Genomic DNA, 12,200 nt, shown 5'->3' with positions numbered 1-12,200 from the left:
TGGCGGCCGGCAAATCGCGCCTATCATATCCAAGATTCGTTATTAGCTTAAGGCCCAAGGTGCAAATGAAACGATCTGCTTTCTTCATCTCCGATGGCACCGGCATCACAGCCGAAACCCTGGGTCAAAGCCTCCTGGCGCAGTTCGAGAACATTACCTTCAGCAAATTCACGCGTCCGTACATCGACAACGTGGATAAAGCGCGGGCCATGGTACAACAAATCAACAAAGCCGCCGAAACCGACGGCTTCCGGCCGATTATCTTCGACACCATCGTCAATCAGGACATCCGTGAGATCCTCGCAACGTCCAATGGTTTCATGATCGACATTTTCTCGACCTTCCTGGCGCCGCTTGAACAGGAACTGACCGAGCATTCTTCCTATACCGTCGGCAAGTCTCACTCGATTGGCAGCAACACCAATTACATGGAGAGGATTGAGGCGGTGAACTTCGCCCTCGACAACGACGACGGCGCCCGCACGCATTACTACGACAAAGCCGACCTGATTTTGGTCGGCGTGTCCCGTTGCGGCAAGACCCCGACCTGCCTGTACATGGCGATGCAATTCGGCATCCGCGCGGCCAACTACCCGCTGACCGAAGACGACATGGAACGCCTGCAACTGCCCACTGCCCTGCGCGCCCACCAGCACAAGTTGTTCGGCCTGACCATCGACCCGGACCGCCTCACCGCCATCCGCAACGAGCGCAAGCCCAACAGCCGCTATTCGAGCTACGCCCAGTGCGAGTTTGAAGTACGCGAGGTGGAGAACCTGTTTCGTCGCGAGAACATCCCGAACATCAATTCCACGCATTTCTCCGTGGAAGAGATTTCGGCGAAGATCCTCGTCGAAAAAGGTGTTGAGCGGCGGTTCAAGTAGATTTGTAGCGCCCGCGAGGACGCCTTCGCGGGCAAGCCTCGCTCCTACAGGTTTTATGTCGATCCCGCATGCAGTGAACGAATCGAACCCCGTAGGAGCGAGGCTTGCCCGCGATGAACGATTACACGGTCTCGGTCAATGCCCTTGCCAACGCTTCAAACCCTTGCAGCAGCAACCGATCATCCCCCGCCGAATTGCACACACTCGCCCGAATGCATTGCGGCACCGCCCCATGCCCGACCGCAAACGCCTCCGCGGTGGCCACCAGATAATTGTTCTGCTTGAGCTCCGCCGCAATCTGCGACGCTCGCCACGGCTCGGGCACTTCGATCCAAAAGTGTGGGCTATTGGGATGAGTCTTGTATCCGACCTCTTCTAACACCGCGCTGACCAAACGCTTGCGGCGGCTGATTTCGACAATCTGCTGCCCCAGCAACTGTTCGGCGATACCGTTTTCGATCCACGCCGTCGCCAGCTCCATCGACAGTGGACTCGCCATCCAGCACGTCCCGCGCACCGCTGCGCTCAAGCGTCCGATCAACGGTTGCGGCGCATGCAGATAACCCGCCCGTAAACCCGCCGAAACCGCTTTGCTCAAGCTGCCGATCAACACCGAACGCTCCGGGGCAAAGTGACTCAAGGGCAACGGCCGTTGCTGCGCCAGCACGGCGTGGGCTTCGTCCTCGATGATCAGCAGATTGTGCTGGCGACAGACTTCGGCAATCGCCTCGCGTCGTGGGACGGACATCACCGCCGCCGTAGGATTCTGGATGGTCGGCGTGCAGTACACCGCAGATACCCGATGATGCAGGCAAACGTCCGACAACGCGTCGGGCAGCAATCCTTCGTCATCCATCCCGACGCCGATCAGCTTTATGCCGAGCATGCGGGCGACGCTGATCAGCCCCGGGTAGGTCAACTGCTCGGTCACCAGTGTGTCACCGGGTTTGAGCAGGGCCATCAACACGCAGAGCAAGCCGTGCTGGCCGCCATTGACGCAAATGACCTGCTCGGCGCTCGGCACGAACGCCTGATGCCGCAGCCAATGGGCACCTGCCGCACGATGGCGCGGTAATCCGCCATCCGCCGTGTAACCGCTGATCATCTGCAAGGTGTGCGGGTCGTTGGCCAAAATCTGCAGGCTTTGACTCAGAAAAGCACCTTCCTGCCCCGGAATCGGCTGATTCCGACTCATATCGAAGAATGGCTGTGGCTCGTCGCTGACATTGCGAAAGCCGGAATCGCGCGGCCGTTCCATCCCGCGCTGACGCACATAGGTGCCATCTCCTACACGAGCCACGACCAACCCTACCCGCTCCAGTTCGCCATACGCACGGCTGATGGTGCCGATGGTCACGCCCAGGCTGTCCGCCAACAAACGATGGGGCGGCAGTTTGCTACCGGGCTCGATCAAGCCGTCGCCGATGCTTTTTTCGAGGGCCTCGGCCAGGCGCTTGTACTTCACGCCGCGCCCCTGAGTCAGGCCTTCTCGCAGAATTGACACCGTGGCAATACTTACTTTGACAGTCATTTCCATCCCGAATAGCGTGCTGAAAACAGGATCAATCAGAAATAGACCTATTTGGTAACCGCGTCAATTTCGACGACGAAGGAGCACGATCATGTCCATTGCCCTCAGCGCATCTTCAAGTATCCGCAATCCCTGGCTGGCCGGACTGGTCACCAGCGCACTGTTCCTGATTGTTTGCCTGAGTTGGGGGACCACGTGGCTGGGCATCAAGATTGCCGTCGAAAGTGTGCCGCCACTGACCGCCGCCGGGCTGCGTTTTCTGATCGCTTTTCCGCTGTTTTTGAGTTTCGCCCTGCTGCGTCGCGAGCCGCTGCTGTTTCCACGGCAAAGTCGCTGGTTTTTCGTGTTCGTCACGCTGTCGTATTTCAGCCTGCCGTATTACTTGCTCAACTACGGCGAGATGCACGTGTCGTCCGGCCTGACCGCGCTGCTGTTCAGCTGCATGCCGGTGTTCATTCTGATGTTTTGCGCCGTGTTTCTGCGGGAGAAAATCTACCCCTCGCAAGTGATTGGCATCGCCATCGGTTTCGGCAGTCTGTTCATGATTATTCGTAGCCAGGGGCTGCACCTGGACCACGCCGAATTCTATGGGGTGCTGGCGATTCTGGCGGCAGCGGTCATGCATGCGCTGTGTTACGTGATCACCAAGAAGCAAGGCAGTGCGATCAGCGTGATTACTTACAACACGCTGCCCATCGGCCTGGCCGGTTTGATGCTGTTTGTGGCGGGGCTGCGCTTCGAAGCGCCAGTGTTCGATGACATCACCGCACGGTCTTGGGGCGCCCTGCTGTATCTGGGGTTGGTGGCCTCAGTGGGTGGGTTTATCGTTTACTTTTTGCTGCTCAAACGTTTGAGTCCGATCATTTTGTCGTTCGTGTTTATTATTTTTCCGGTGTTCGCGGTGGTGATTGGCGCGTGGTACGAGGGGCAAAGTCTTTCACGGGAGTTGATGGGGTATTCGGCAGTGCTGCTGACCGGTTTTGCCATCACCAAATTACCCGTCGAAAAATGGCTCAAGGGCTGACGCCGGTCGCCCCTGCAGGAGACAGCGGTGCGGCAAGTCGGATCGCCGCACCGCTATCTCCTACAGGGATTCGTGTCAGATCACGAACAGGTCGACGAAGCGATTCACCGGTGTCGCTTCAAGCTTCGCCTGATCCTTGCACAACGCAAAAATCTCGGCACTGCGCTGGGCGGTGAAGCGCGTCGCCAGGTTGGCCTTGAACTTGTCCTCCAGCAACGGAATGCCATCGGTGCGGCGACGGCGATGGCCGATCGGATACTCCACTACCACCTTCTCGGTGCTCGAGCCGTCCTTGAAAAACACCTCGATCGCGTTGGCGATGGAACGCTTGTCAGCCTCCAGATACTCGCGGGTGTACTGTGGGTCTTCGGCGATGACCATTTTCTCGCGCAACACATCGATGATCGGGTGCGCCATGTGGAAGCTGTCTTCGTACTGCTCGGCTATCAGATTGCCAAATGCCAGCGGCACCGCCGTCATGTACTGAATGCAGTGGTCGCGGTCCGCCGCATTGGCCAGCGGGCCAACCTTGGAAATGATGCGGATCGCCGACTCGTGGGTGGTGATGACGATTTTATCGATCTCATGCAGACGATTTCTAACCTGTGGATGCAGAGTCACCGCCGCTTCACAGGCGGTTTGTGCGTGGAATTCAGCGGGAAAACTGATTTTGAACAGCACGTTTTCCATCACGTAGGTGCCGTATGGGCGGGAGAAGCTGAAGGCGCGTTTGTCTTCGGACTTGAGCGCCAGATCGTTATTGGTGTGGCTGAACAACACATCGTAGAAGCCCCACTGTTTGGCCGTCAGCACGCCGGGAATGCCCATCTCGCCGCGCATCGCCATGTCCGCCAGGCGCACGCCGCGACTGGACGCATCGCCCGCAGCCCAGGATTTGCGCGACCCGGCATTCGGCGCATGCCGATACGTGCGCAGCGCCTGGCCGTCGGCGAAGGCGTGGGATAACGCTGACAGTAACTGCTCGCGATTGGCGCCCATGAGTTTGGCGGTGACGGCGGTCGAGGCGACTTTCACCAGGATGACGTGATCGAGCCCTACCCGATTGAAGGAGTTTTCCAGTGCTATCACGCCTTGAATCTCGTGGGCCATGATCATGGCTTCGAGCACCACGCGGACAGTCAGCGGCGCATCGCCATTGGCCAGGCGCTTTTGCGACAGGTGATCGGCCACCGCAAGAATGCCGCCAAGGTTATCGGACGGATGCCCCCATTCAGCAGCAAGCCAGGTGTCGTTGTAGTCGAGCCAGCGCACGATGCAGCCGATGTCCCATGCCGCTTTGACGGGATCGAGACGGAAACTGGTGCCGGGGACGCGCGCGCCGAACGGGACGACGGTGCCTTCCACGATAGGGCCCAGGTGTTTGGTGCATTCGGGGAAGCGCAGGGCCAGGAGGCCGCAGCCGAGGGTGTCGATCAGGCAGTTGCGGGCAGTGTCCAACGCTTCCTTGGACTCGATTTTGAAGTTGAGGACGTAATCGGCGATGTCCTGCAGGACGGTGTCGTAGTCGGGGCGGTTGTTCAGGTCGACGTTGGCGCTCATGTTCGATTCACTCTTGAAGTGGTTCGTTGATGGGACCTCGGTTCAGATAAATCTCAGTCGATGACAATTTCTTATTATTGAAATGCAATCCAGTGTGAGAGCGGGCTTGCTCGCGAAGGCGGTCTGACATCCAACATTGATGTCGACTGACCCACCGCTTTCGCGAGCAAGCCCGCTCCCACATGGGCTCGGTGTCGGGATCAGAACGAATCGCCGGGAACACGGACATAACCTTCCATCAACACCCGCGCACTGCGGCTCATGATGGCTTTGTTCACGGTCCATTCACCGTTCACCTGGCTCGCCTCAGCGCCCACCCGCAGGGTGCCGGACGGATGCCCAAAGCACACGGCATTGCGTTCGATACCACCCGCGGCGAGGTTCACCAACGTCCCGGAAATCGCCGCTGCTGTACCGATAGCCACGGCGGCCGTGCCCATCATCGCGTGATGCAATTTGCCCATCGACAACGCGCGCACCAGCAAGTCGACATCACCCGCCGCAATCGCTTTGCCACTCGAAGCAACGTAGTCCGCAGGCTTGGCCACAAAGGCAACCTTCGGCGTGTGCTGACGCTTGGCCGCTTCGTCCAGATCCTTGATCAGACCCATGCGCAACGCGCCGTAAGCCCGGATGGTCTCGAACATCAGCAAGGCTTTTGGGTCGCCATTGATCGCGCCCTGCAACTCGGTGCCTGTGTAGCCGATGTCTTGGGCATTAACGAAAATCGTCGGGATACCCGCATTGATCATCGTTGCCTTGAAGGTCCCGACACCGGGCACTTCGAGGTCATCCACCAGGTTGCCGGTGGGGAACATCGAACCGCCGCCACCCTCTTCTTCTGCGGCCGGGTCCATGAACTCGACCTGCACTTCAGCGGCCGGGAAGGTCACGCCGTCGAGTTCGAAATCGCCGGTTTCCTGCACTTCACCGTTGGTGATCGGCACGTGGGCGATGATGGTCTTGCCGATGTTGGCCTGCCACACGCGAACCACGGCAACGCCGTTGTGCGGGATGCGGCTGGCGTCCACCAGACCGTTGCTGATGGCGAACGATCCTACCGCTGCCGACAGGTTGCCGCAGTTACCGCTCCAGTCGACGAAAGGCTTGTCGATCGAGACCTGACCAAACAGGTAATCGACATCGTGATCAGCCTTGATGCTTTTCGACAGGATCACGGTTTTGCTGGTGCTGGATGTCGCGCCGCCCATGCCGTCGATTTGCTTGTCATACGGGTCGGGGCTGCCGATCACCCGCAGTAACAAGGCGTCGCGAGCAGGACCTGGAACCTGTGCCGTTTCGGGCAGGTCTTTCAGGCTGAAAAACACGCCTTTGCTGGTGCCGCCGCGCATGTAGGTGGCGGCGATTTTAATTTGAGGGGCGATTTGAGGTGCGTGAGCCATAATGTTCCTTTTAGGATCGAGCGGGACCGCATGGCCCCGCCCGAACTCATCGTGTTAAACGGCAACCGCCGATTCTTCGAGGAAGTCCTGAGCGAAGCGTTGCAGCACGCCGCCCGCCTCGTAGATCGACACTTCTTCGGCGGTGTCGAGACGACAGGTCACCGGCACTTCGACGCGCTCGCCGTTCTTGCGGTTGATCACCAGCGTCAGCTCGGCACGCGGGGTGCGCTCACCGATCACGTCGTAGGTTTCACTGCCATCGATGGCCAAGGTGTGACGGTCGGTGCCCGGTTTGAATTCCAGCGGCAACACGCCCATGCCCACCAGATTGGTGCGGTGGATGCGTTCGAAACCTTCAGCGGCAATCGCCTCGACACCGGCCAGACGCACGCCTTTGGCCGCCCAGTCGCGGGACGACCCCTGACCGTAGTCGGCGCCGGCGATGATGATCAGCGGCTGCTTGCGTTCCATGTAGGTTTCGATGGCTTCCCACATGCGCATTACTTGGCCTTCCGGCTCGACGCGCGCCAGCGAACCCTGCTTGACCTTGCCGTTTTCCTGAACCATTTCATTGAACAGTTTCGGGTTGGCAAAGGTGGCGCGCTGCGCGGTCAGGTGGTCGCCGCGGTGCGTGGCGTAGGAGTTGAAGTCCTCTTCCGGAAGGCCCATTTTCGCCAGGTATTCACCCGCCGCGCTGTCCAGCATGATGGCATTCGACGGCGACAGGTGATCGGTGGTGATGTTGTCCGGCAGCACCGCCAGCGGGCGCATGCCCTTGAGCGGACGCGCCCCGGCCAGCGCGCCTTCCCAGTACGGCGGACGGCGGATGTAGGTGCTCATCTCGCGCCAGTCGTACAGCGGCGTCACTTTCGGGCCGGTGTCTTCGTGGATGGCGAACATCGGAATGTAGACCTGACGGAACTGCTCCGGCTTGACCGACGCCTTCACCACTGCGTCGATTTCTTCGTCGCTTGGCCAGATGTCTTTCAGGCGGATTTCCTTGCCATCAACCACGCCCAGCACATCTTTTTCGATGTCGAAGCGGATGGTCCCGGCGATGGCGTAAGCCACTACCAACGGCGGCGACGCGAGGAATGCATTCTTGGCGTAAGGGTGGATCCGGCCGTCGAAGTTACGGTTGCCGGACAACACGGCAGTGGCGTACAGGTCGCGGTCGATGATCTCTTGCTGGATAACCGGGTCCAGCGCGCCGGACATGCCGTTGCACGTAGTGCAGGCGAAGGCGACGATACCGAAACCGAGTTGCTCCAGTTCGGTGGTCAGGCCCGCTTCGTCCAGGTACAGCGCCACGGTTTTCGAACCCGGCGCCAGGGACGATTTGACCCACGGCTTGCGGGTCAGCCCAAGCTTGTTGGCATTGCGCGCCAGCAGGCCGGCGGCGATCACGTTGCGCGGGTTGCTGGTGTTGGTGCAACTGGTGATGGCGGCGATGATCACCGCGCCATCCGGCATCTGGCCCGGCACATCGTCCCATTGACCGGAGATGCCTTGGGCGGCGAGATCGGAAGTTGCGACGCGAGCGTGGGGATTGCTCGGGCCGGCCATGTTGCGCACCACCGAAGACAGGTTGAAGGTCAACCCACGTTCGTATTGCGCATTCTTCAAGCTGTCCGCCCACAGGCCGGTTTGCTTGGCGTAGTTCTCGACCAACTGCACTTGCTCGTCTTCACGGCCGGTGAGCTTGAGGTAGTCGATGGTCTGCTGATCGATGTAGAACATCGCTGCAGTGGCGCCGTATTCCGGGGCCATGTTGGAGATGGTTGCGCGGTCGCCGAGGGTCAGTGCGGCGGCGCCTTCACCGAAGAACTCCAGCCATGCGCCGACGACTTTTTGCTGACGCAGGAACTCGGTCAGCGCCAGCACCATGTCGGTGGCGGTGATGCCCGGTTGCAGCTTGCCGGTCAGTTCAACGCCGACGCTTTCCGGCAGGCGCATCCACGACGCGCGGCCAAGCATCACGCTCTCGGCTTCCAGGCCACCGACACCAATAGCGATCACGCCCAGCGCGTCGACGTGCGGGGTGTGGCTGTCGGTGCCGACGCAGGTGTCGGGGAACGCCACGCCGTCGCGCACCTGGATCACCGGAGACATTTTCTCCAGGTTGATCTGGTGCATGATCCCGTTGCCCGGCGGGATCACATCAACGTTCTTGAAGGCCTTTTTGGTCCAGTTGATGAAGTGGAAACGGTCTTCGTTGCGACGGTCTTCGATGGCGCGGTTCTTCTCGAACGCCTCCGGGTCGAAGCCACCGCGCTCGACGGCCAGGGAGTGGTCGACGATCAATTGCGTCGGCACCACCGGGTTCACTTGCGCCGGGTCACCCCCTTGCAGGGCGATGGCGTCACGCAGGCCAGCGAGGTCGACCAGCGCGGTCTGGCCAAGAATGTCGTGGCACACCACGCGAGCCGGGAACCACGGGAAATCGAGGTCGCGTTTGCGCTCGATGAATTGCTTCAGGGATTCGGTAAGCGTGGCCGGGTCGCAGCGACGCACCAGGTTTTCCGCCAGCACGCGGGAGGTGTACGGCAGGGTGTCGTAGGCGCCAGGCTGGATGGCCTCGACAGCCGCGCGGACGTCGAAGTAATCCAGATGGCTGCCGGGCAGCGGTTTACGGAATTCAGTGTTCATCGTCAGGACTCGGTCACGGTGATAACAAAGGGTGGGGCCTGGCACCGATGCTGAAATGAACTCGGTCAAATGTGGGAGCGGGCTTGCTCGCGAATGCGGTGTATCAGTCGACATAGATGTTGAATGTCAGTCCGTCTTCGCGAGCAAGCCCGCTCCCACATTGGGTTTCGGTTCAATCAGTAACCGGTGCGGTAACCCCCACCATTCAGCGTTGTTCGATTGGCACGAACTTGCGCTGTTCGACGCCTACATATTCGGCGCTCGGGCGGATGATTCGGTTGTTGGCGCGTTGTTCGAACACGTGCGCCGCCCAGCCGGTCAGGCGCGAGCAGACGAAGATCGGGGTGAACAACTTGGTCGGGATGCCCATGAAGTGGTACGTCGACGCATGGTAGAAGTCGGCGTTCGGGAACAGTTTCTTCTGTTCCCACATGGTTGCGTCGATGGCTTCGGAAACCGGGAACAACACAGTGTCGCCCACTTCGTCGGCGAGTTTTTTCGACCAGCCCTTGATCACCTCATTGCGCGGATCGTTGTCTTTATAGATTGCGTGGCCGAAGCCCATGATCTTGTCCTTGCGCGCCAGCATGCCGAGGGTGCCCTCGACCGCCTCTTGAGGCGACGAGAAGCGCTCGATCATTTCCATCGCCGCTTCGTTGGCGCCGCCATGCAACGGACCGCGCAGCGAACCGATGGCCGCGGTGACGCAGGAATACATGTCCGACAGCGTCGAGGCGCAAACCCGTGCGGTGAAGGTCGAGGCGTTGAACTCGTGTTCCGCGTAGAGAATCAGCGAAACGTTCATCACCTTGACGTGCAACTCGCTCGGCTTCTTACCGTGCAGCAGGTGCAGGAAGTGGCCGCCGATGGACTGTTCGTCGCTCACACACTCGATGCGTTTGCCTTCGTGGCTGAAGCGATACCAGTAGGTCATGATCGCCGGGAACGCGGCCAGCAGACGATCGGTGATGTCGTGTTGTTCGGAGAAGTCTTTCTCCGGTTCGAGGTTGCCCAGGAACGAGCAACCGGTGCGCATCACGTCCATCGGGTGGGCGTCGGCGGGAATGCGTTCCAGCACTTCTTTGAGCGCTTGCGGCAAGTCGCGCAGCTTGCTCAGTTTGCTCACGTAAGCGGCGAGCTGTGCCTTGGTCGGCAGTTCGCCGTAAAGCAGCAGGTAAGCCACTTCTTCGAATTGCGCGTCAGCCGCCAGTTCGCGAACGTCGTAGCCGCGATAGGTCAGGCCTGCGCCCGACTGGCCCACGGTGGACAGAGCGGTTTGCCCGGCAACCTGGCCACGGAGCCCGGCGCCACTGAGTACTTTTGCTTCGGCCATTGCTGTCTCCAGTTTTTCTTGAATTTGTCAGGGAAACTTGTAGGAGCGAAGCTTGCTCGCGAAAGCGGTGTGTCAGACGACATTAAATTGAATGTCAGTCCGTCTTCGCGAGCAAGCTTCGCTCCTACAGCGCTTTCATTATTTCTTGGCGGCAAACAACGCATCGAGCTTCTGCTCGAAGGTGTGGTAGTCGATGCGATCGTAAAGCTCCATGCGGGTTTGCATGGTGTCGATGACGTTCTGTTGCGTGCCGTCGCGGCGAATGGCGGTGTAGACGTTTTCCGCCGCTTTGTTCATAGCGCGGAAAGCGGACAGCGGGTACAGCACCAGCGACACGTCCGCAGCGGCCAGTTGCTCGGTGGTGTACAGCGGCGTCGCGCCGAATTCGGTGATGTTGGCCAGGATCGGCGCTTTCACGCGGTTGGCGAACAGCTTGTACATGTCCAGTTCGGTGATGGCTTCCGGGAAAATCATGTCGGCGCCGGCCTCGATGCACGCCGCGGCGCGATCCAGCGCAGATTCCAGGCCTTCCACCGCCAGGGCGTCGGTGCGGGCCATGATCACGAAGCTGTCATCGGTGCGCGCATCGACGGCAGCCTTGATCCGGTCGACCATTTCCTGCAGGGACACGATCTCTTTATTAGGACGGTGACCGCAGCGCTTGGCGCCGACCTGGTCTTCGATGTGAATCGCCGCCGCGCCGAACTTGATCATCGACTTGACGGTGCGCGCGACGTTGAACGCCGAGGAACCGAAACCGGTGTCCACGTCCACCAGCAACGGCAGGTCGCACACATCGGTAATGCGACGAACGTCAGTCAGCACGTCATCCAGGCCAGTGATGCCCAGGTCCGGCACGCCGAGGGAGCCGGCCGCCACCCCGCCACCCGACAGATAAATAGCCTTGAAACCGGCGCGCTTGGCCAGCAGCGCGTGGTTGGCGTTGATCGCGCCGACCACTTGCAGCGGATGTTCGCTGGCGACCGCATCGCGGAAACGCTGGCCTGGAGTGCTCTTGTTGGAACTCATGACTCACCTCGTTCAGTGGCTGTCTGGTTAGCGCCGTCCTGGTAATGACGGGCGATATTGCGTTTGGAGGCGCCGATGTGACGGCGCATCAACAACTCGGCGAGTTCACCGTCACGGTCGGCGATGGCGTCGAGAATTCGGTGGTGTTCGGCAAAGGCCTGGTGCGGGCGATTGGGTGTGGTGGAAAACTGGATGCGGTACATGCGCACCAGCTGATAGAGCTCGCCGCAGAGCATTTGCGTCAGGGTGCGGTTGCCGCTGCCCTGGATGATCCGGTAGTGGAAGTCGAAGTCACCTTCCTGCTGGTAATAGCCAACGCCGGCCTGAAACGCCTCATCGCGCTCGTGGGTTTCGAGGACCCGGCGCAGTTCGTCGATTTCTTCGACGGTCATGCGCTCGGCCGCCAGACGGCAGGCCATACCTTCGAGGGATTCGCGAATCTCGTAGAGTTCCAGCAACTCGGCATGACTCAGTGAAACCACTCGCGCCCCGACGTGCGGTACGCGGACCAGCAGACGCTGGCCTTCCAGGCGGTGGATCGCCTCGCGCAGCGGTCCGCGGCTTATGCCATAGGTGCGCGCCAGCTCCGGCTCGGAGATCTTGCTGCCCGGGGCGATCTCGCCTTTGACGATGGCCGCCTGAATGCGGCGGAAGACGTTTTCGGAAAGCGTCTCCGAATCGTCTTGCGTAATCACCGGGGGATCGAGTTGATCCAGCATATTGTCGACACCTTGAAAGCCAATGCCGCAAAAACTAGCGAAAACAGGCGTAACAGTCAAAGGATAAA

General features: G+C 60.1%; 9 protein-coding genes. 2 read left to right on the top strand and 7 right to left on the bottom strand.

Annotated features, from left to right (window positions below; genetic code table 11):
- Positions 1–65: 65 nt before the first annotated feature.
- Positions 66–884, top strand: coding sequence for a posphoenolpyruvate synthetase regulatory kinase/phosphorylase PpsR (gene ppsR / locus ACA068_RS10085; protein WP_497309488.1), 819 nt, complete (start codon positions 66–68; stop codon positions 882–884).
- Positions 885–1,005: 121 nt separating this feature from the next.
- On the opposite strand, the gene ACA068_RS10080 is transcribed toward ppsR, so the two are convergent.
- Entirely contained in the window at positions 1,006–2,415 is a 1,410-nt protein-coding gene (locus ACA068_RS10080; RefSeq protein WP_497309486.1) for an aminotransferase-like domain-containing protein, read from the bottom strand.
- 136 nt (positions 2,416–2,551) lie between these two features.
- Between ACA068_RS10080 and ACA068_RS10075 the strand changes: the two genes are divergently transcribed.
- On the top strand, positions 2,552–3,439 hold the full coding sequence (locus ACA068_RS10075) for a DMT family transporter (protein WP_497310562.1): 888 nt from the start codon (positions 2,552–2,554) through the stop codon (positions 3,437–3,439).
- 75 nt (positions 3,440–3,514) lie between these two features.
- Here ACA068_RS10075 and prpD read toward each other — a convergent pair whose 3' ends face one another.
- The 6 genes from prpD to ACA068_RS10045 all read right to left on the bottom strand — a co-directional run bounded on the left by prpD (position 3,515) and on the right by ACA068_RS10045 (position 12,129).
- Positions 3,515–4,999: a 2-methylcitrate dehydratase gene (prpD, locus tag ACA068_RS10070; protein WP_497309484.1), complete on the bottom strand. Its 1,485-nt coding sequence runs from the start codon at positions 4,997–4,999 to the stop codon at positions 3,515–3,517.
- A gap of 200 nt (positions 5,000–5,199) precedes the next feature.
- Complete coding sequence (prpF, locus tag ACA068_RS10065) at positions 5,200–6,402, bottom strand: 2-methylaconitate cis-trans isomerase PrpF (protein ID WP_497309482.1); 1,203 nt, start codon at positions 6,400–6,402, stop codon at positions 5,200–5,202.
- Between the two features lie 54 nt (positions 6,403–6,456).
- Positions 6,457–9,051 (bottom strand): Fe/S-dependent 2-methylisocitrate dehydratase AcnD, encoded by a 2,595-nt coding sequence (acnD, locus tag ACA068_RS10060; protein ID WP_497309480.1) that lies wholly within the window; start codon positions 9,049–9,051, stop codon positions 6,457–6,459.
- A 205-nt stretch (positions 9,052–9,256) separates the two neighbouring features.
- A complete protein-coding gene (gene prpC, locus ACA068_RS10055) occupies positions 9,257–10,384 on the bottom strand; it encodes a bifunctional 2-methylcitrate synthase/citrate synthase (RefSeq protein WP_497309478.1) in 1,128 nt (375 codons plus the stop codon).
- A 138-nt stretch (positions 10,385–10,522) separates the two neighbouring features.
- Positions 10,523–11,413, bottom strand: a complete 891-nt coding sequence (gene prpB / locus ACA068_RS10050) for a methylisocitrate lyase (protein ID WP_010456549.1) — start codon at positions 11,411–11,413, stop codon at positions 10,523–10,525.
- A complete protein-coding gene (locus ACA068_RS10045) occupies positions 11,410–12,129 on the bottom strand; it encodes a GntR family transcriptional regulator (protein WP_178082343.1) in 720 nt (239 codons plus the stop codon). Before ACA068_RS10045 ends, prpB begins: the two co-directional genes overlap by 4 nt.
- Between the last annotated feature and the right edge of the window lie 71 nt (positions 12,130–12,200).

This window comes from Pseudomonas sp. LBUM1660, from assembly GCF_059695935.1.
This window is presented reverse-complemented; position numbering and strand designations above follow the sequence as displayed.

Bases quoted from the DNA above. Each gene is read 5' to 3' on its own strand.
- acnD (WP_497309480.1), bottom strand. From the start codon at position 9,051: ATGAACACTGAATTCCGTAAACCGCTGCCCGGCAGCCATCTGGATTAC.
- prpB (WP_010456549.1), bottom strand. From the start codon at position 11,413: ATGAGTTCCAACAAGAGCACTCCAGGCCAGCGTTTCCGCGATGCGGTC.
- ACA068_RS10080 (WP_497309486.1), bottom strand. From the start codon at position 2,415: ATGACTGTCAAAGTAAGTATTGCCACGGTGTCAATTCTGCGAGAAGGC.
- prpC (WP_497309478.1), bottom strand. From the start codon at position 10,384: ATGGCCGAAGCAAAAGTACTCAGTGGCGCCGGGCTCCGTGGCCAGGTT.
- prpF (WP_497309482.1), bottom strand. From the start codon at position 6,402: ATGGCTCACGCACCTCAAATCGCCCCTCAAATTAAAATCGCCGCCACC.
- ppsR (WP_497309488.1), top strand. From the start codon at position 66: ATGAAACGATCTGCTTTCTTCATCTCCGATGGCACCGGCATCACAGCC.
- prpD (WP_497309484.1), bottom strand. From the start codon at position 4,999: ATGAGCGCCAACGTCGACCTGAACAACCGCCCCGACTACGACACCGTC.